The organism is Arthrobacter sp. CDRTa11 (assembly GCF_026427775.1).
Taxonomy (GTDB): domain Bacteria; phylum Actinomycetota; class Actinomycetes; order Actinomycetales; family Micrococcaceae; genus Arthrobacter.
In genome coordinates, this window is record NZ_CP044532.1 from 1764237 (window position 1) to 1782517 (window position 18281).

The following is an 18281-nucleotide window of genomic DNA, read 5'->3' on the forward strand; positions in this document are numbered from 1 at the left end:
CTGTTGGCAAGTCTGGTCAGCCCGTCGGTATCGCCGATGACTGCGGTGGGCGGAGCCGTGATCGACGCCGTTCCGCCGGCCGTGAAGGACTGGGCCATTGCGTTGTTTGGCACGGCAGACAAAATGGCTCTGCTCACAGGTATGGTGCTGGTCATCGCAGCCCTGGCAGCTCTGGCCGGAGTAGTGGAACAGCGCAGGCGCTTTGCCGGCGTCGGAGTGATTGCCGTCTTTGCGCTGGCGGGACTCGCCGCGGTCCTGACCCGTGCTCAGGTGACTCCGAACGCGATTGCCGTGCCCTTCGTGGCCGCGCTGGTAGGGATGGTGCTGCTGCGCCTGCTGATCCGCCGGCTCCAGGCCTGGAACACTTCGCCCTCTGACGGAGATGGAGCTGACGTAGGGGAAGCAGACGCAGGCGGGACTCGGGCAAACAGAACTGAGGGCGGCGACCCTCCTGCCCGGCGGGCCTTCCTGCAGGTCTTCGCCGCCGGTGCCGCCGTTACTGCCGTGGGAGGGGTCCTCGCGGCTGTGTGGCGGGGTGCTGCGGCAGGTATCAACGAGGCCCGTGAACGGCTGCGGCTTCCTGCCGCCCAATCGGCAGCGCCAGCCATTCCGGCCGGGGCTGAGGTGCGCCTCGACGGCATGCAGCCGCTCATCACCCCCAACCGCGACTTCTACCGCATCGACACTGCATTGTCCGTCCCTGCCCTTGATCCGGGCTCCTGGGCTCTGCGGGTAACGGGCATGGTGGACCGGGAAATCGAACTGACCTTCGCTGAGCTTTTGGCGAAACCCCTGACGGAGCGGCATATAACCATCGCGTGCGTTTCCAACGAGGTGGGCGGTGACCTGATCGGCAATGCCAGGTGGCTCGGCTGGCCGGTCCGGGAGCTGCTGGCATTGGCAGGACCAAAATCCGGAGCTGACATGGTGCTCTCACGGAGCTCGGACGGCTGGACTGCCGGCACGCCGCTCGAGGTTCTCACCGACAACAGGGACGCCTTGCTTGCGGTGGGCATGAACGGCGAACCGCTGCCGCTGGAACACGGGTTTCCCGTCCGGCTGGTTGTCCCTGGGCTCTACGGCTACGTCTCGGCCACCAAATGGCTCACCGAGCTAAAGGTGACCACGTTTGCGAACGACACCGCCTACTGGACGCCGCGGGGCTGGTCGGCCCGCGGACCCATCAAGACGTCGTCCCGGATCGACGTGCCGCGCAGCGGCCGTCCCGTAACGGCGGGAAGTGTGATGTTCGGTGGTGTGGCCTGGGCTCAGCACACGGGGATCGGCAGAGTGGAACTTCGGGTCAACCGCGGACCCTGGCAGGCGGCCGAACTGGCCCCGGGGATCTCGCTGGATACGTGGTACCAGTGGAAGCTGGGCATCGACCTCACACCCGGGCAGTACGAGGTCCAGGTCCGCGCCACAGATCTCGACGGCGAGCCCCAGGACGAGGAACGCCGCCCTGTTGCACCCGACGGGGCTACAGGCTTCCACACGATTAGAGTTGACGTGAAACCCTGATGGCAGCAACCGAAGGCAGGACCATGCACAGCCCTCCGCACCAGCACGGCCATGCCCGCACGCACAACTCGGCCAACCCTGAGCAGGATGAACCAGCCCACCCAGGACAAGCCCACACGCCCCGTTCCGTGGCCGGGCACCGCGCCGCCGTGGCCCAGCTGCTTACTGGATTGCGCTCGGCTGACCGGACAGAAACCATGACCCTGCAGGCGGCCCTGGGCCGGGGGCTTGCCTACGACGTCACGGCACCTATCAGCCTCCCGCCGTTTGCCAACTCCCAGATGGACGGCTTTGCCGTCAACAGCTCGGACATTCCCGACGGCGGGGCGGAGCTGCGCGTGGTGGCCCCCGTCCCAGCAGGTGCCACACCAGCGGCACTGGAGCCCGGCACAGCTGCCCCCATCATGACCGGCGCCATGATTCCCGACGGAACGGACGCCGTCGTCCCCATCGAAAGGGCGGTGCCGGACCGCTTCCCCGCTCCCGGGCAGCACTCCACAGTCAGGCTTCCGGCAACCGAAGCCGGGACATTTGTCCGGTCCGTGGGCAGCGACCTCCGCGCCGGAGAACGGGCGCTTGCGGCCGGAACGCACCTGGGTCCTGCGCAGCTGGGGCTCCTGGCCGCGTTGGGCCTTGACACCGTAACGGTTCACCGGCAGGTAACTGTCCTGCTTGCCGCAACAGGGGACGAAGTGGTGGAACCCGGCCAGCCGCTGCCCGCCGGCAAGATCTACGATTCCAACGGCACGCTGCTGGAAGGCGCCATGCGGCAGGCCGGACTGAACGTCATCCGCACGGCCATCTCCGCGGACCGGCCCGAAGAGCTGGAGCTCCTGTTGCGTGAACATGCGCCGGCCGTGGACGTGATCGTCACCACCGGTGGGGTCAGCAAGGGCGCCTACGAAGTGGTGCGCCAGGCCATGGAAGGGCAGCATGCCCAATTCCTGCACGTGGCCATGCAGCCCGGTGGGCCCCAGGGCATCGGCACGTTCGACGGCGTCCCTTTCCTGGGCTTTCCGGGCAACCCCGTCAGCTGCCTGGTTTCCTTCGAAATGTTCCTCCGCCCCGTGCTGGCCGCGCTGTTCGGCTCACCGGCACCACGCATCCCAGTCCGGGCCCGGCTTGCCCACGGACTTAAGTCGCCCGAACACAAGCACCAGGTCCGCCGCGGCACTCTCCATCCGGACGGGACCGTTGGACTCGAAGGCGGCGAAAGCTCGCATCTGATGCACGCCCTGGCTGGTTCGAATGTGCTGGTGCATGTCCCGGAAGGCATCTCGGCGCTCGCCGAGGGCGATGAAGTGGAAGTATGGATGCTGTGAATGCAGAACAGAGCCCGCCTTCCCTGACGCACCTCCGGCAGGACGGCACCGCCCAGATGGTGGATGTCTCGGCAAAAGCCGAAACCACGCGCCAGGCCACCGCAACCGCCACCGTGACAAGCACCCGGGAGGTTCTGGTCCTTCTGGGTTCCGGCGGCCTGCCCAAAGGCGATGCCCTGGCCGTGGCACGGGTGGCAGGTATTATGGCGGCCAAAAAGACCCCTGAACTGATCCCGCTGTGCCATCCACTGCCGCTGTCCAAAGTGACTGTGGACTTCGAACTGGCGGCAGATTCCGTGAAGATCCTGGCCACGGTTAAGACGCGCGGCGTCACAGGCGTGGAAATGGAAGCCCTCACCGCGGTGTCCGTCGCCGCCCTGAGCGTGTACGACATGATCAAGGCCGTGGACAAGCACGCCGTGCTCACCGATATCAAAGTGCTGGCCAAAAGCGGCGGCAAGAGCGGGGACTGGACACTATGAGCAGCACCACTGAGAGCACACTGAACATGCCAGAACCGCACCGGCACGGGGAAGTACAGGGGCGTAAAGCAGGCGTGGTTATCGCGTCCACCCGGGCGGCTGCGGGTATTTACGACGACGAGACGGGTCCGGTGATCATCGACTGGCTCACCGAGCACGGCTTTGAAGCCTTTCCGGCCATGGTGGTGCCGGACGGCGAACCCGTGGGCGCGGCCGTCCGGGCGCTGCTGACCCAGCACCCCGCCGTCGTCATCACCAGCGGCGGAACCGGGCTCAGCCCGGACGACCGCACTCCAGAGATGACGCTGCCCCTCCTTGATCGGGAAATTCCCGGCATCATGGAGGCTATCCGCCGTGCCGGAGCTGCCAAGACCCCGCTGGCAGCATTGAGCCGCGGTTATGCCGGGGCTTCCGGCACTACTTTTATTATTAACCTGCCCGGATCACCCAAAGGCGTCATGGACGGGCTGTCCGTCCTTGACCCGGTGATCGGGCACCTGTGCGATCAGCTGGAGGGCGGCCATGGACACTGAATCCGTTTTTGAGATAGTCCGTGCGGTGTTGAGTGCGGAGCCCATCTCCGTGGACCAGGCCATTGCGGCCGTGGAGTCGGACACCGCCGGGGCAGTGGTCAGCTTTAGCGGAGTGGTCCGGAACCACGACGGCGGCAAGGCAGTTCAGCGGCTCAGTTACAGTGCGCACCCTACCGCGCACCAGGTGATGGCCGATGTCGTCGCTCAACTGGTTGCCGAGCAGGAGCCCGGGGAATCCGGCGCCGGCCAGCCAGTACGCATTTGGGCGGCCCATCGGATCGGCATGCTGGAAATCGGCGATCCGGCGCTTGTCTGCGCTGTATCCGCCGCCCACCGGGGCCAGGCGTTTGAGGTGTGTTCAGAACTGGTGGACCGGATCAAGGAACAGGTGCCGATCTGGAAGGAACAGTTCTTTGCCGACGGCTCCGTTGAATGGGTCGGCGCGGGAGCCTGAACCTGATCATGACCCTGATCCTGACTTAGAACCCGGCGGCGCCTGCGGGGTAACGCACAGCTTCACGTTCCATACCTCCACTGGGCCGACGGTAGGGTTAACGGCATGACCGAACAACACCCCGCCCCACTGCGCGTCGCCGTGCTGGGCGCCAATGGGCGCATGGGCGCCGAAGCCGTTAAGGCCGTGGAAGCCGCCGCCGACCTCAAGCTGGTGGCTGCCCTGGGCCGTGCTGATTCATTGGATCAGCTGGCCTCTTCCGGAGCCGAGTATGTGGTGGACCTGACGGTTCCCGAGAGCACCGAAGCCAACGTCCGGTTCGCGGTCGAACACGGCATGCACGCCGTTGTGGGAACCACCGGGTGGGACGCCGGGCGGATCTCTCGCCTGGAGGCTCTGCTGGCGGCTCACCCGGGGCAGGGTGTTTTGATTGCCCCCAACTTTGCCCTCGGATCCGTGCTGGCCTCCGCCTTCGCCGCCAAGGCCGCACGGTACTTCGAATCCGTTGAAATCATTGAGCTGCACCACCCGGACAAAGTGGACGCGCCCTCCGGCACTGCCATCCGCACGGCCCAGCTCATCGCCGCGGAGCGGGCCGAGGCGGATGTTCCCCGCAGCCCCGACGCCACCACCACCGAGCGGGCCGGTGCCCGTGGCTGCGACGTGGACGGCATCCGGGTGCACAGCGTCCGGCTCCGTGGCCTGGTGGCCCATCAGGAAGTCCTGCTGGGAGGCCCTGGGGAGCAGCTGACCCTTCGCCATGATTCGTTCGACCGCGCTTCCTTTATGCCCGGCGTACTGCTGGGCGTGCGCAACGTCGCGGCCCACCCCGGACTCACTGTGGGGCTGGACGGCTACCTGGACCTGGGACTCTAGGCCATGGACACTTTCCTGGCAGCCTTCCGGAAGAACCGAACCAAGATCTGGGTGGGCGCCGTAACGCTCCTGCTGGTCTTCTACCTGGTGGTGTCCTTCCAGCGGTCCGTGTTGCTGCTTTTGGACAGTAACCTGACAGCGAAAGCCATCGGTGCGGCCTACCTGGTGCTGCCGGTTATCGGTGCCTGGGCCATGATCCGGGAGCTGATGTTCGGCGCCCGCACCGAACAGATGGCCAAGGTCCTTGAAGCTGAGGGCGGCCTGCCCGTTGATGACCTGCCGCGCACCCCTGGCGGCCGGATCGTTCGCTCAGCTGCGGACCAGGAATTTGAAAAATACCGGGTCGAAGCTGAAGCTGCCCCTGACGATTGGCGTTCATGGTTCCGGCTAAGCTGCGCGTACGACGCCGCAGGGGACCGCAAACGCGCCCGTGCGTCCATGCGTGATGCCATCCGCCTGTTCCGCGGCAAAGTTCCGGCCTAGTACTGCCCTCTGTCCGTCTCGGGGCGGCGCCGGACTGGCTTTGCCTGCGCGCTCTTGGCATGTACTGTCTGGACGTTATTGCCTGGCCAGTGCTGCTTCGACACTATGGCTTGGACCCTATGGCTTGGACCCTATGGTTTGGACGGTATCGCGCCGTGGCGGCCCAGCTGGTTGGCCATGTGTCCCAGCCATTCAAGGGGTCCGCGCCACTTGAGCAGGACAAAGACCATACCCACAATGATCGCGGTTGCGGCGTGGGCAAAATACATCCCGTCCTCTGTCCAGCCGGCAGGCGACGGCTTCAGGTAGAAGCCTGCCACCACCCAGACATGGACTGTGTACAGGGTCAGAGTCATGGCCCCCGCTCCGCGCAGCGGCAGCAACAGATCCAGGTTCAGCCAGTCGGCCAGCTTGCCGAGCAAAAGGCAGGCGCCCACAACTGCGGCCGCCACTGCTGACGTGTGGGCAAGGTCCAGCGTCGTTGCAGAATGTGGCGCTGCCGACGCCAGCCACCACCACGACCCTTCCTGGTTGACGCCGGTGAGGTTGACCTGCAGGACACTGTCCAAGGGGTAGTTCGGTGCGTTCAGTACGTCCTCCAGGGCTTCCCTGCCACCCCAGCTTTCCATCGCCGCCGTGCCAAGGGCCTTGGTCAGGACGGCCACCACCGTTCCACCGACGAGCAGCACCACCGGCACCATGGCCTTCGTCAGCGCCAGCCTGCCAATCGCCAGCCCCACCAGCAGGTAGGCAAGCCACTGAAAAACGGGATAGTAGCCGGTGAAGAACAAGTCTCCCAGCAGCCGGGAAGGAACCAAGAGGTCCTCCCACTTCGGATTATGGCCTAGTTTCAGTGGAGGGTTCGATGCCATCAGCCACGGACGCAGCAAATAGGCAAGCACCGGGGACGCCACGATCCAGCCCACCGCCCACACGAACAACGCTTTCAGCTTCAGCCCCAGGAATGGCAGGACGCACAGGAACAGCACCGCGTAGTGAACCAGGATAATCGCCAGGTTCACTTCAACGCCGCCAAGGGTCAGGCCGACGGCGGCAATCACCAGCGCCCGCAGCGCAACGCCGCGCCTGGCTGCGCCGAGAGTCCTGCCTTCCAGGGGCACCTGTTTTCCTGTTGATAGTGCCAGCCCAATTCCCGCCAGCACTGCGAACAGTGCAGCAGCCCGGCCGGAGAACGTCAGGCCAATCCAAGTGGGTGTGAGGTTGGCGTTTGCCTCGAATGTGGGAAGCAGGTGCGTGGCCATCATGCCCAACAGGGCAAGGCCGCGTGCCGCATCAATGCCCCTGAGCCGGTCCGGCCGCGAAGGGCTTCGCGGCGCCCTGGAAGGTCTGGCCGTGGCACGGGAGGTCATGAGCAGATGTTCTCACACCTGCCTTGGAACCGCCTGTCACGCCGGCCGCCAGGCTAGCCCGAAGTAGACAAAACGAGGAGCCAAAGCACCCTTGTATTCGAATATATGTTCGAATAGCATGGATCCATGCACACTCCATCGCAGCTCCCGCAACCGCACACGCCAGCGGGGTCCCAGCCCGTCGAGCGCACCGGTATGCCGGACCAGTACGCCGGTCTAATGAAGGCCATGAGTCCGGGCGTTGTGGACTACCTTTTCCGTCAGCTCGTTGCAGGAGAACCTCCGGAGGACGTCCAATGGCAGCAGGAGGGCATCACCCTTTCAGCGCAGCCGCCGGGTGCAGAGCTGGCCCGCCGGCTCAGCGAAACGGACCTTGAAGCCCTCACGCCCACCGAGCTGTTCCACTACGTCAGGGCCGCCCAGCGGTTGGCATCCTGGGCGGAGGGGCTGCGGGAAGCCGCGGTGGCAAGGTATTGCCAGCCGGTGGCAGCGCAGGGCGGGCCACATGAAGCCGAAGGTAGCAGGAGCCTCCGGGTCGGTGTCCGGGATTGTCCCGAGGTGCCGCAGTTTGCCGAGGCAAAACATCCTGAAAACCGTGGGGAGCTTCCCTAGGATGGTGGGGTGAGTGATGCCCTGACTGTTTCCACCGTCCAGTACCAGGCCCTCGACGGTGGCGTCGCCACCAATGCAATGGAGCATGTGCGCCTGATAGAAGATGCGGAGTCGCACGGCTCCAGGCTGGTGCTCTTTCCCGAACTCTCACTGACGGGCTACAACCTGCCGCTGCTGGAGGACCCCGGGCAGTGGCTCCAGCCGGAGGACCCGCGGCTGGGTGATATTCGCGAGATCTGCCGCCGCACCGGAATTACGGCAGTTGTCGGGGGCGCCTACCGGGAACCGGACGGCACGCCCAGGCTGGCTGCACTGGCCATCCACCCTGAAGGCGTCACAGACGCCGCCTTCAAGACGCATCTCCATGGCCAGGAGAAAGACATCTTCGCCGCCGGCGAGGGCGCGATCGTTCTGGAGCTGGATGGCTGGAGGATTGCGCTGGCCATTTGCTTCGACGCCGCCTTCCCCTCCCACTCGGCCATGGCAGCCGGCTCCGGGGCGGACGCCTATGCCGTATCCGCCCTCTACACCCGTGACGAAGAGCACCGGCTCGCTCTTCACCTGGGCGCCCGGGCCATGGATAACAGGATGTTTGGCATCCTGGCGAACCTCGGCGGAACCACCAGTTTGGGCCCTTCCTGCGGCCTGAGCGGATTCTGGGGGCCAGACGGCTTATTGATGAAAAGGGCGGCGGGAACAGGCACGGAGGTAGTCACAGCCATTCTGCAGCGCAGTGCACTGCGCAAGTTTCGGTGAAAGGCTCCCCGGATGAAGACCCGCCTCCCGCGCAGGACGCGCGGCCGCCGTCGCGACGATGACGCAGCGACACGTAGCTGACACTTGACGTTCATCACGCCTTGCCCATTGTCCTAACCAGCCGTGCACAGGGTAACGTTTTTGCCATGGCTGATACATCCGCGAACATCCCCGCTCTTGGTACCCTGCTGACCGCAATGGTCACGCCCTTCACCAAGGACGGCGCTGTGGATTACAAGCAGGCCGCGGAGTTGGCGGTCAAGCTGGTTGATGACGGCTGCGACGGCCTCGTAGTCACCGGAACCACCGGCGAAACCTCCACCCTCACCGACGAGGAAAACCTCGGCATGTTCCGCGCCGTCAGGGAAGCTGTGGGAGGCAGGGCCGCCATTATTGCCGGCACCGGCACGAACGACACAGCCCACTCGGTACACCTTTCGCAGCAGGCCGCCGCGCTGGGCGTGGACGGACTCCTGCTGGTCACGCCTTACTACAACAAGCCCAGCCAGGCTGGCGTCCGGGCGCACTTCGAGACCATCGCGTCATCCGTTGATTTGCCTGTGATGCTGTACGACATCCCCGGCCGCTCATCCATCGCCATCGAACCCGACACGATGATCCGCCTGGCGCAGCACCCCAACATCGTGGCCGTCAAGGACGCCAAGGCCGACCTCGTCGCCGCCACACGCGTCATGGCCGAAACCGACCTGCTCTTCTACTCCGGAGACGACGGACTGACTCTGCCCTGGATGGCGCTGGGGGCAGTCGGCCTGGTAGGTGTGACAACCCACGTCGCAACCCGCCGCTTCAGGGAACTGATTGACGCCGTCAACGCGAACGACCTCGGAACGGCCCGTAAGATCAACTTCGAGCTCCAGCCAGTCGTGCGGGCAACGATGACCCGCGTGCAGGGGGCCGTTGCGGCCAAACAAATTCTTAAATGGCAGGGAGTCCTGCCCAACTCGATTGTCCGTTTGCCCCTCGTGGAGCCGGACGAAGCCGAGATCGAAACCATCCGCGAGGACTTGGCTGAAGGAGGGCTGGTCTTTTCCTAAGGGCAAAGACCGGCACCCTTCCGCCTGGAAAGTAGTGCACTATGACCCAAATCGCCCTTCCCGGCCTTGTCACGCCTCCACGCCTGCCGCAAGGCACCCTTCGGATCGTTCCGCTGGGTGGCTTGGGGGAGATCGGCCGGAACATGGCTGTGTTCGAAATCGACGGCAAACTGCTCGTCGTTGACTGCGGTGTCCTCTTCCCCGAGGAAACACAGCCTGGCGTTGACCTGATCCTGCCCGATTTCTCCTACATCGAGGACCGGGTCAACGACATCGTTGCGGTCGTCCTGACGCACGGCCACGAGGACCACATCGGCGCCGTTCCTTACCTCCTGAGGCTCCGCAGCGACATCCCGCTGGTTGGTTCCCAGCTCACGCTGGCTCTCATCGAGGCCAAGCTGCAGGAACACCGGATCCGTCCGTACACCCTGACGGTGACCGAGGGCCAGGTGGAGAAGTTTGGCCCCTTCGAGTGCGAGTTCGTTGCTGTCAACCACTCCATCCCGGATGCCTTGGCAGTGTTCATCCGAACAGCAGGCGGCACCGTCCTGCACACCGGCGACTTCAAGATGGACCAGCTGCCGCTGGACGGCCGCATCACAGACCTCCGCCACTTCGCCAAGCTCGGCGAAGAGGGCGTGGACCTCTTTATGTCCGACTCCACCAACGCGGACGTGCCCGGCTTCACCACCGCGGAAAAGGAAATCGGCCCCACGCTGGAACGGCTCTTCGGGCAGGCTACAAAACGCATCATCGTCGCGTCGTTCTCTTCGCACGTCCACCGGGTCCAGCAGGTGCTCGACGCCGCAGCCAAGCACAACCGTAAGGTGGCCTTTGTGGGCCGCTCCATGGTCCGGAACATGGCCATCGCCGCCAAGCTGGGCTACCTGGATGTTCCCGAGGGTCTCTTGGTGGACATCAAGAACATCGACAACCTGCCGGACAACCGCGTTGTCCTGATGTCCACAGGTTCCCAGGGCGAGCCCATGGCCGCACTGTCCCGCATGGCCAACGGTGACCACCGGGTGGTGGTGGGGGATGGTGACACCGTCATCCTCGCTTCCAGCCTGATCCCCGGAAACGAGAATGCCGTTTTCCGTATCATCAACGGCCTGCTCAAGCTGGGTGCGGACGTTATCCACAAGGGCAACGCCAAGGTCCATGTGTCGGGCCACGCGGCCGCCGGTGAGCTGCTGTACTGCTACAACATCCTGGAACCGCTCAACGCCATGCCTGTGCACGGTGAGACCCGCCACCTGATCGCCAACGGCAAGATCGCCATCGAGTCCGGCGTCCCCACGGCCAGCGTCATTCTGGCGGACAATGGCACGGTGATTGACCTGAAGGACCACCGCGCTGACGTGGTGGGCCAGGTGGAAGTGGGCTTCGTCTATGTGGACGGCTCAAGTGTCGGCGAAATCACCGACGCCGACCTCAAGGACCGCCGCGTCCTCGGGGATGAAGGCTTCATCTCCATCATCACAGTCATCAACAAGGCCACGGGCAAGGTAGTTTCCGGACCCGAAATCCACGCCCGCGGTGTTGCCGAGGACGATTCAGTCTTTGATGACATCATCCCCAAGATCAATGCTGCGCTGGAAGAGGCAGTGCTGAACCATGCGGATCACACCAGCCATCAGCTCCAGCAGGTTGTCCGCCGTGTTGTAGGCACCTGGGTCAACCGCAAGCTGCGCCGGCGGCCCATGATCATTCCCGTGGTGCTCGAAGCGTAGGAGCCACAGGAACGCCAAGGGCCCGGTTCTTCGGAACCGGGCCTTTCCTGTATCCGGCCAAGCAACCCTGCCAGGCCTTTCCTGCCAGCCCTTCGGGCGCTGGCAGGGGCGGCAACATGGAGGCCCCTGAAAGCGCGGAAATCCGCGGAAATCAGGCCCGGTTCGGGTACCGTGGCAGGTATGGCCACTCGTACTACGTCCGCGTCCAAAGGCAGTTCTGGCGGCACCTCCGGCGGCAAAGCCGGTTCTGCCGCGGGCCGCGGGGCCGGCTCTGCGGCGTCCAAAACCGGCCGGACCACCGGTTCCTCGGCAAGCCCGCGCACCCGCCGGCTTCCCGCCGTCGAGCAGCGTGATCCCTGGCTCCTGCGCGTTGTAGGCGGCGCCTGGCTGGGAATCGGCCACCTCGTAGGCGGCGGGGTCCGCAGGATTGGCCACGACGTCAGTGACGTGCCTGCGGAGGAACGCCGCGACGGAGCTGCCCTGTTCAACCTCGCGCTGGGCATCTTCATCGCCACCTTCGCCTGGTGGGGATTGACCGGTTGGTTCCCCGATGCTGTCTACAGCGTGGTCAACGGTACGTTCGGCTGGATGTCCCTGCTCCTCCCGCTCATGCTGTTTGTCTGCGCCTTCCGCCTGTTCAGGCAGCCGGCGGACGGCCGAGGAAACAACCGCGTGGGGATCGGCTTCCTCATCATGACTTTCGCTGGCTGCGGCCTCGCCCATGTCCTGGGCGGACAACCCACCGTTGCCGAGGGCTTCGACGGACTCCGCCAGGCGGGCGGCATGCTCGGTTTCCTGGCGGCATCGCCCCTGGCCGCCATCCATCCGGGTGTTCCACTGGGAATCTACGGCCTGCTGGCCTTTGTGTCCCTGCTGATCATCACGGCCACGCCCTTCACGGCAATTCCGCGGCGTATCCGCGGCGCCTACGAGCACCTCATGGGCATTGACCTCCAGGAACAGGACGAGTCCGGGGACGGCCACGACCGCAGCTACCTCTATGAAACGCCGTCCGCCGCGGTTCCCCAGAAGAAAAAGCGCAGGCGATTCTTCGGCAAGGATGATGAGCCCGACGCCGGCCTTGAGGGCTACGTCGGGGATGAAGCGTTCGAGCATGCCGTCATCGATGACGAGGATGCAGCGGACGCCGCCAAGGGAAGCAAGGCAACGCGTCCCGCACCAGGGGTGCGCCGCCCCACCCAGGCGGAAATCGCCGTCGAAAAGATCAAGGCGGCCCAAGGGCTGGGCACTGCCGCAGCTTCGGTGGGGGAGAACGCCACCGAAGCCATCCCCCTGGTGACTCCCGGAATGGTGGCCGCCGGCTCACTCAACCCCGCCCAAACGGGCTCCCCGGCCGCGGCGCCCCATGTACCGGCAAACCCGGTAAGCCCCGCGCCGCCGCCCACGCCCATTCCGCAGCGCACCGAGCAGCTCTCACTTGCCGGCGACGTGACGTACACGTTGCCGTCGTCGGACGTTTTGACCCCCGGCTCCATTCCCAAGGAGCGCACGGAGGCAAACGACGCCATCGTCGCTTCACTGACGGAAACGCTGAACCAGTTCAACGTGGAGGCGCAGGTTACCGGCTTCAGCCGTGGTCCAACCGTGACCCGGTACGAAATCGAGCTGTCGCCCGGCACGAAGGTGGAGCGGGTCACGGCGCTGTCCAAGAACATCTCCTACGCCGTGGCCAGCTCCGACGTCCGCATCCTCAGCCCCATCCCGGGCAAGTCGGCCATTGGCATCGAGATCCCCAACACAGACCGCGAAACAGTTTCCCTGGGCGACGTCCTGCGCAGCCAGAACGCCCGCCGGACGGACCACCCCATGGTGATGGGAGTGGGCAAGGACGTTGAGGGCGGCTATGTGGTGGCCAACCTGGCCAAGATGCCCCACCTCCTGGTGGCCGGTGCCACCGGTGCCGGTAAGTCCTCGTTCGTGAACTCGATGATCACCTCGATCCTGATGCGAGCGACGCCGGATGAGGTCCGCATGGTGATGGTGGACCCCAAACGCGTGGAACTGACCGCCTACGAGGGCGTCCCGCACCTGATCACGCCCATCATCACCAACCCCAAGAAGGCGGCGGAGGCGCTGCAGTGGGTGGTCCGCGAAATGGACGCCCGCTACGACGACCTCGCCAACTACGGCTTCAAGCACATCGACGACTTCAACAAGGCGGTGCGGGCCGGCAAAGTCCATCCGCCGGTGGATTCCAAGCGCGTCATCCGTCCCTACCCGTACCTGCTGGTGATTGTGGACGAGCTCGCCGACCTCATGATGGTGGCCCCGCGTGACGTCGAAGACTCAATTGTCCGCATCACCCAGCTTGCCCGTGCCGCCGGCATCCACCTCGTGCTGGCCACCCAGCGCCCGTCCGTGGACGTTGTTACGGGTCTGATCAAGGCCAACGTCCCCTCTCGGATGGCGTTTGCCACGTCCTCGGTAACGGACTCCCGCGTGGTCCTGGACCAGCCTGGCGCTGAGAAGCTCATTGGCCAAGGTGATGCACTCTTCCTGCCCATGGGCGCCTCCAAGGCCATGCGAGTGCAGGGTGCGTGGGTCACGGAGTCCGAAATCCACAAGGTCGTTGAGCACGTCAAGGGCCAGCTGCAGGCCGTCTACCGCGACGACGTCGCCCCCGAGGCACAAAAGAAGCAGATCGACGACGACATTGGAGACGATCTCGAGGTCCTGCTGCAGGCCACTGAACTGGTGGTCACCACCCAGTTCGGCTCCACCTCAATGCTGCAGCGCAAGCTGCGGGTCGGCTTCGCCAAGGCGGGGCGCCTGATGGACCTGCTGGAATCCCGCGGCGTCGTGGGCCCCTCGGAAGGATCCAAGGCCCGCGATGTGCTGGTCAAGCCTGATGACCTTGCGGCCGTGCTGGCTGCCATGAAGGGCCAGGAGGCGCCGTTGGTCGCCGATTCGCAGACCGCTGCCCTGAGCGAGAATGCCAACGCCAACATTGGGCAGGGCGGCTATGCCGAAGACCTTGTGGCGGCCGATCTTGAAAAGCGCACGCAGAACGTCGAATATTACGACGGCGCCGATTCGCCCCCAGGCTCCTACGGGGACGATGAAGACGGTTCCGAAGACGCCTGGTCGCTCACCGGGCGCTAGCCCAAAGAATGTAGCCTTGGAGGGTGACTAGCACCGAAGCAACCGCCGCCGGCTCCAGCAGTTCCAGGATCTGGAATCTTCCCAACATCCTGACCATGCTGCGCATCGCGCTGGTACCTTTCTTCGTCTGGTTCCTTCTTGCCGACGCCCCCGGGCTGCGGAGTGAAGCGGGGCTGTGGCGCTGGGCAGCGGTACTGGCCTTCGCCGTCGCGATCTACACAGACAAGCTCGACGGCGACATCGCCAGGAGCCGTGGCCTCGTCACTGATTTCGGTAAAATCGCCGACCCCATCGCCGACAAACTGCTGATTGGCTCGGCGCTGGTCATGCTGTCCGTCCTGAATGAACTGCCGTGGTGGGTGACAATTCTCATCCTCGTCAGGGAATGGGGCATTACCGGCCTGCGTTTCTTTGTCATCCGCTACGGTGTTATTCCCGCATCCCGTGGCGGCAAGCTCAAGACCGTGGTGCAGACCGCAGCCATCTTCCTGTATCTCCTGCCGCTGGGGGCATTGGCGCCCTGGCTGGTATGGGTGGCCTTCGCCGTCATGATGGCGGCGGTGCTCATCACGGTGTGGACCGGGGTGGAGTACGTGGTGGAGGCGCTGCGGCTGCGGGCGCAGGGCAAGCGCGCCGGAACGAAAACCGTCAATAACCAGTAACTGATCACCAGCGCGGAACAAATCAGGCAAAAGGAGCCGACGTGACAAACCTCCACCACCTCGCCGAACAGGCCGTTAAGACTGCACTGGATGGGGGAGTCACCGTTGCCACTGCCGAATCCCTGACCGCAGGAATGGTTACCGCTGTTCTGGCCGACACTGCCGGAGCATCGGGAATGCTTCAAGGCGGGGTCGTCGCGTACCAGAACTCGGTAAAAATGGAGGTGCTGGGGGTTTCGCCTGAGCTGCTTGAGGCCGCCGGGTCAGTAGACGGCGATGTCGCCGCGGCCATGGCTGCGGGGGCCCGCAGGCTGTGCGGTTCCGACGTCGGTGTGGCCACCACAGGCGTGGCCGGACCCGAGGAACACGACGGAAAAGCCGTAGGTACTGTCTACATTGGCATCGCGACACCGGAGGGATCCGGTTCCTTCGAGTATGGCTTTACCGGCAGCCGGGCAGACATCCGCGGCCAGGCCTGCGGGGCTGCCTTGGAAAGACTGCTCGCTGCTCTGGCTTCCGGAAGCTACCGGGCGTAAAGTTGCCGGGAACAAATCCCGATACCCAACAGTTATTACATTGTGTCGCTTCCGGCTAGCGGAGGCGCCTAGGATGAATACACCACCACGGTTCGCTCCAGGGCGGACCGGAACCATGAGGGAGCAAGGCGATACAGATGGTAAAGCAGCCCGTATCCGTAAACGGCGTTGTCCGCTGGAAGGATGTGGGCCTCGCCGATCAGGGCAAGAGCGAACAGAAGGAGCGCAAAATGGTTGTACTTCGTCACGAAATCGGTGATGTCCTGCGCGATGTCCGCCAGCGCCAGGGCCGTACGCTCCGCGAAGTTTCGCACAGCGCCCGTGTTTCCTTGGGATACCTCAGTGAAGTCGAGCGGGGCCAGAAGGAAGCTTCCTCAGAGCTTCTGTCGTCCATCTGCTCTGCTTTGGATGTTCCGCTGTCCAGCATGCTCCGTGAAGTCAGTGACCGTGTTGCTGTCGCCGAGGGCGTTGCCGTTCCGGACACCGTGCCCCAGGAATTCTCCCAGCGTTATGGCCGTGACCTTGACCGCGACCTCAACGCTGAACTCAACAACGAACTCTCGAAGGGCCTGCTTTCCGGCGCACGTTAGCCGCTTGCAGCACCCTGCCAAGTACAAAAGCCTCCGGCCTGTTGCCGGAGGCTTTTTGCTGCCTTCCTGGTACCCGCGTGGCTGGTTCCCGCCCTGCTAATTCCCGCGATTGGCCGGAACGGCGTCAGGTTGAGTGGCATTTGTTGGGGCGGCATCGTCTTTGGGGAAGCCGTCCCGCTCGTAGATCGCATTCAGTTTTGCCATGTATTCGGCGAGCGTCTGCAGCTCCTCGAGCGGCCATTCGCCCAGCCGCTCCCTGAAAACCTGCCTCCGCGCGTCCTGGACCAGGTGCATCTTCTCCTCGCCCTTTTCTGTCAGGCGGATGGATTGCGCCCGACCGTCCAGGGGATCGGCTTCCTTGGACACCAGGCCGACGCTTTCGAGGAAGGCGATCTGCCGGCTAATGGACGGCTTACCCACCCCGATGCTGAGCGCGAGGTCAGTGAGCCGGATGGGTCCTTCCCTGCGGATTACTGTCAGCAGGCCATAGGCGGCGGGTTCCATGTCTGGATGGACCTGGCGGGACAACTGATGCGATACAGACCGCGCGCGACGCCAGAACAGGCTGATCTGATGCTCCACGGTCTTCAGTGCCGCATCGACGGTGTCGTCTGCAGGAGCTGCAGCAGCCGGGACGTCAGGGGAGTTGCTCATAGCAACAATTCTAGGCTCCGCTGCCGTGAGAGAATCTATTGGTGCGAATCAGTGACTATTGGCGGCTTATGGACGACGAATTCGGCGCAGGTTATTCCAGGGTTCTGAGCAGCACGCTCGTCCTCGCAGGCGTCGGCGGGCGCACGGCGGATCAGGCTCTCGCCGCCGGAATAAGTCCCAGGACCGTGTGGCTGGCTATCTGTGACGTGCAGGATGTGCCGCCGGAGCGCCGCCTGGGGCGCGACATCAAACCGCACCGCGACTGACTCTTTCACCTGTTGACACGCCGCAGGGTTGTTCGAATATCTGTTCGGGTAAAGCTATGCTTTTCCCAGCGGGTTATCCACATGGCCAACGTCATCCGGCCATAATGTCAGTGGGTGCCATTAGCGTCAGAGATGACCAGTTAGCGGCCGCTGAGGCCACTCCACAGCGAGAAAAAATTAGAGGTGTGAACCATGGCGGCAGCCCCGGATCGTGAAAAAGCGTTGGAAGCAGCGCTGGCCCAGATTGACAAGCAGTTCGGTAAGGGCTCGGTCATGCGGCTGGGCGATGAAGTCCGAGCCCCCATCGAGGTCATCCCCACCGGATCCATCGCCCTGGATGTTGCCCTGGGCATTGGCGGCCTGCCCCGTGGTCGTGTCGTGGAGATTTACGGCCCGGAATCCTCCGGTAAGACAACTGTTGCGCTGCACGCCGTGGCCAATGCCCAGCGCCTGGGTGGCATCGCCGCGTTTATCGACGCCGAGCACGCCCTGGATCCTGAATACGCCGCAAAGCTGGGCGTGGACACGGACGCGCTCCTGGTTTCCCAGCCGGACACAGGCGAGCAGGCCCTCGAAATCATGGACATGCTGATCGGCTCGGGCTCCCTTGACGTTATCGTCATTGACTCTGTGGCTGCCTTGGTTCCCCGCGCTGAAATCGAGGGCGACATGGGAGACAGCCACGTTGGTCTCCAGGCCCGCCTCATGAGCCAGGCCCTGCGTAAGATCACCGGCCGCCTGAGCCAGACCAAAACCACCGCCATTTTCATCAACCAGCTGCGTGAAAAGATCGGCGTCTTCTTCGGCTCGCCGGAAACCACCACCGGTGGTAAGGCACTGAAGTTCTACGCCTCCATCCGCATCGACGTCCGGCGCATCCAGACTCTCAAAGAGGGCGCAGACTCCGTGGGTAACCGGACCAAGGCCAAGATCGTCAAGAACAAGATGGCACCGCCCTTCAAAATCGCCGAGTTCGACATCATCTACGGCCAGGGAATCTCCCGCGAGGGCGGCATCATCGACATGGGCGTCGAGCACGGCCTCATCAAGAAGTCCGGTTCCTGGTTTACCTATGACGGCGATCAGCTCGGACAGGGTATGGAGAACTCGCGCAGGTTCCTTCGCGACAATCCTGAGCTCGCTGCCGAACTTGAGCGTTTGATCAAGGAAAAGCTCGGCGTGGGGGTCAAGCCTGCGGCCGACGAATCCAAAGACACTCCGAAGCTGAAGGCCGTTGACGGGTTCTAGCAGCG

At 64.2% G+C, this 18281-nt stretch carries 19 protein-coding genes; 17 read left to right on the forward strand and 2 right to left on the reverse strand.

The genetic code is table 11. The features are described from left to right. Positions 1 to 36 precede the first annotated feature (36 nt). The 7 genes from F8G81_RS08015 (at position 37) to F8G81_RS08045 (ending at position 5671) form a co-directional block, all read left to right on the forward strand. On the forward strand, positions 37 to 1521 hold the full coding sequence (locus F8G81_RS08015; protein ID WP_267279165.1) for a molybdopterin-dependent oxidoreductase: 1485 nt from the start codon (positions 37 to 39) through the stop codon (positions 1519 to 1521). After that, positions 1521 to 2843: a gephyrin-like molybdotransferase Glp gene (gene glp / locus F8G81_RS08020; RefSeq protein ID WP_267278461.1), complete on the forward strand. Its 1323-nt coding sequence runs from the start codon at positions 1521 to 1523 to the stop codon at positions 2841 to 2843. Before F8G81_RS08015 ends, glp begins: the two co-directional genes overlap by 1 nt. Then, complete coding sequence (gene moaC, locus F8G81_RS08025) at positions 2831 to 3325, forward strand: cyclic pyranopterin monophosphate synthase MoaC (RefSeq protein WP_267278462.1); 495 nt, start codon at positions 2831 to 2833, stop codon at positions 3323 to 3325. The genes glp and moaC overlap by 13 nt, the downstream gene beginning before the upstream one ends. Beyond that, complete coding sequence (locus F8G81_RS08030; protein ID WP_267278463.1) at positions 3322 to 3858, forward strand: MogA/MoaB family molybdenum cofactor biosynthesis protein; 537 nt, start codon at positions 3322 to 3324, stop codon at positions 3856 to 3858. The genes moaC and F8G81_RS08030 overlap by 4 nt, the downstream gene beginning before the upstream one ends. Next, positions 3848 to 4312: a molybdenum cofactor biosynthesis protein MoaE gene (locus F8G81_RS08035; RefSeq protein WP_267278464.1), complete on the forward strand. Its 465-nt coding sequence runs from the start codon at positions 3848 to 3850 to the stop codon at positions 4310 to 4312. Before F8G81_RS08030 ends, F8G81_RS08035 begins: the two co-directional genes overlap by 11 nt. A gap of 105 nt (positions 4313 to 4417) precedes the next feature. Beyond that, entirely contained in the window at positions 4418 to 5188 is a 771-nt protein-coding gene (gene dapB / locus F8G81_RS08040; protein ID WP_267278465.1) for a 4-hydroxy-tetrahydrodipicolinate reductase, read from the forward strand. Between the two features lie 3 nt (positions 5189 to 5191). Beyond that, positions 5192 to 5671, forward strand: a complete 480-nt coding sequence (locus F8G81_RS08045; RefSeq protein WP_267278466.1) for a hypothetical protein — start codon at positions 5192 to 5194, stop codon at positions 5669 to 5671. A 131-nt stretch (positions 5672 to 5802) separates the two neighbouring features. Here F8G81_RS08045 and F8G81_RS08050 read toward each other — a convergent pair whose 3' ends face one another. Beyond that, positions 5803 to 7041 (reverse strand): heparan-alpha-glucosaminide N-acetyltransferase domain-containing protein, encoded by a 1239-nt coding sequence (locus tag F8G81_RS08050; RefSeq protein WP_267278467.1) that lies wholly within the window; start codon positions 7039 to 7041, stop codon positions 5803 to 5805. A 126-nt stretch (positions 7042 to 7167) separates the two neighbouring features. Between F8G81_RS08050 and F8G81_RS08055 the strand changes: the two genes are divergently transcribed. From F8G81_RS08055 to F8G81_RS08090, 8 genes are all read left to right on the forward strand, one after another. After that, positions 7168 to 7653 (forward strand): hypothetical protein, encoded by a 486-nt coding sequence (locus F8G81_RS08055; RefSeq protein WP_267278468.1) that lies wholly within the window; start codon positions 7168 to 7170, stop codon positions 7651 to 7653. A 9-nt stretch (positions 7654 to 7662) separates the two neighbouring features. After that, positions 7663 to 8409 (forward strand): carbon-nitrogen hydrolase family protein, encoded by a 747-nt coding sequence (locus F8G81_RS08060; protein WP_267278469.1) that lies wholly within the window; start codon positions 7663 to 7665, stop codon positions 8407 to 8409. A 146-nt stretch (positions 8410 to 8555) separates the two neighbouring features. Next, complete coding sequence (gene dapA, locus F8G81_RS08065; RefSeq protein WP_267278470.1) at positions 8556 to 9464, forward strand: 4-hydroxy-tetrahydrodipicolinate synthase; 909 nt, start codon at positions 8556 to 8558, stop codon at positions 9462 to 9464. Between the two features lie 41 nt (positions 9465 to 9505). Then, on the forward strand, positions 9506 to 11197 hold the full coding sequence (locus tag F8G81_RS08070; RefSeq protein ID WP_267278471.1) for a ribonuclease J: 1692 nt from the start codon (positions 9506 to 9508) through the stop codon (positions 11195 to 11197). A gap of 180 nt (positions 11198 to 11377) precedes the next feature. Next, positions 11378 to 14320: an FtsK/SpoIIIE family DNA translocase gene (locus F8G81_RS08075; protein ID WP_267278472.1), complete on the forward strand. Its 2943-nt coding sequence runs from the start codon at positions 11378 to 11380 to the stop codon at positions 14318 to 14320. A gap of 23 nt (positions 14321 to 14343) precedes the next feature. Beyond that, positions 14344 to 14982, forward strand: coding sequence for a CDP-diacylglycerol--glycerol-3-phosphate 3-phosphatidyltransferase (gene pgsA / locus F8G81_RS08080; RefSeq protein ID WP_267278473.1), 639 nt, complete (start codon positions 14344 to 14346; stop codon positions 14980 to 14982). Between the two features lie 41 nt (positions 14983 to 15023). Then, a complete protein-coding gene (locus tag F8G81_RS08085; protein ID WP_267278474.1) occupies positions 15024 to 15518 on the forward strand; it encodes a CinA family protein in 495 nt (164 codons plus the stop codon). Between the two features lie 137 nt (positions 15519 to 15655). Next, entirely contained in the window at positions 15656 to 16108 is a 453-nt protein-coding gene (locus F8G81_RS08090) for a helix-turn-helix domain-containing protein (RefSeq protein WP_267278475.1), read from the forward strand. Positions 16109 to 16204: 96 nt separating this feature from the next. Here F8G81_RS08090 and F8G81_RS08095 read toward each other — a convergent pair whose 3' ends face one another. Further along, positions 16205 to 16762 carry a MarR family winged helix-turn-helix transcriptional regulator gene (locus F8G81_RS08095; protein WP_267278476.1) on the reverse strand — a complete coding sequence of 186 codons (558 nt, stop codon included), beginning with the start codon at positions 16760 to 16762 and terminating at the stop codon, positions 16205 to 16207. Between the two features lie 41 nt (positions 16763 to 16803). Between F8G81_RS08095 and F8G81_RS08100 the strand changes: the two genes are divergently transcribed. Together F8G81_RS08100 and recA are read left to right on the forward strand one after the other, a co-directional pair. Further along, entirely contained in the window at positions 16804 to 17028 is a 225-nt protein-coding gene (locus tag F8G81_RS08100) for a DUF3046 domain-containing protein (RefSeq protein WP_267278477.1), read from the forward strand. Positions 17029 to 17220: 192 nt separating this feature from the next. Continuing rightward, the gene (gene recA, locus F8G81_RS08105; RefSeq protein WP_267278478.1) at positions 17221 to 18276 is read left to right on the forward strand and encodes a recombinase RecA; all 1056 of its coding nucleotides are present in this window, start codon (positions 17221 to 17223) and stop codon (positions 18274 to 18276) included. The last annotated feature ends 5 nt before the right edge of the window (positions 18277 to 18281 follow it).

Bases quoted from the DNA above. Each gene is read 5' to 3' on its own strand.
- F8G81_RS08015 (WP_267279165.1), top strand. From the start codon at position 37: ATGACTGCGGTGGGCGGAGCCGTGATCGACGCCGTTCCGCCGGCCGTG.
- glp (WP_267278461.1), top strand. From the start codon at position 1,521: ATGGCAGCAACCGAAGGCAGGACCATGCACAGCCCTCCGCACCAGCAC.
- moaC (WP_267278462.1), top strand. From the start codon at position 2,831: ATGGATGCTGTGAATGCAGAACAGAGCCCGCCTTCCCTGACGCACCTC.
- F8G81_RS08030 (WP_267278463.1), top strand. From the start codon at position 3,322: ATGAGCAGCACCACTGAGAGCACACTGAACATGCCAGAACCGCACCGG.
- F8G81_RS08035 (WP_267278464.1), top strand. From the start codon at position 3,848: ATGGACACTGAATCCGTTTTTGAGATAGTCCGTGCGGTGTTGAGTGCG.
- dapB (WP_267278465.1), top strand. From the start codon at position 4,418: ATGACCGAACAACACCCCGCCCCACTGCGCGTCGCCGTGCTGGGCGCC.
- F8G81_RS08045 (WP_267278466.1), top strand. From the start codon at position 5,192: ATGGACACTTTCCTGGCAGCCTTCCGGAAGAACCGAACCAAGATCTGG.
- F8G81_RS08050 (WP_267278467.1), bottom strand. From the start codon at position 7,041: ATGACCTCCCGTGCCACGGCCAGACCTTCCAGGGCGCCGCGAAGCCCT.
- F8G81_RS08055 (WP_267278468.1), top strand. From the start codon at position 7,168: ATGCACACTCCATCGCAGCTCCCGCAACCGCACACGCCAGCGGGGTCC.
- dapA (WP_267278470.1), top strand. From the start codon at position 8,556: ATGGCTGATACATCCGCGAACATCCCCGCTCTTGGTACCCTGCTGACC.
- F8G81_RS08070 (WP_267278471.1), top strand. From the start codon at position 9,506: ATGACCCAAATCGCCCTTCCCGGCCTTGTCACGCCTCCACGCCTGCCG.
- F8G81_RS08075 (WP_267278472.1), top strand. From the start codon at position 11,378: ATGGCCACTCGTACTACGTCCGCGTCCAAAGGCAGTTCTGGCGGCACC.
- F8G81_RS08090 (WP_267278475.1), top strand. From the start codon at position 15,656: ATGGTAAAGCAGCCCGTATCCGTAAACGGCGTTGTCCGCTGGAAGGAT.
- F8G81_RS08095 (WP_267278476.1), bottom strand. From the start codon at position 16,762: ATGAGCAACTCCCCTGACGTCCCGGCTGCTGCAGCTCCTGCAGACGAC.
- recA (WP_267278478.1), top strand. From the start codon at position 17,221: ATGGCGGCAGCCCCGGATCGTGAAAAAGCGTTGGAAGCAGCGCTGGCC.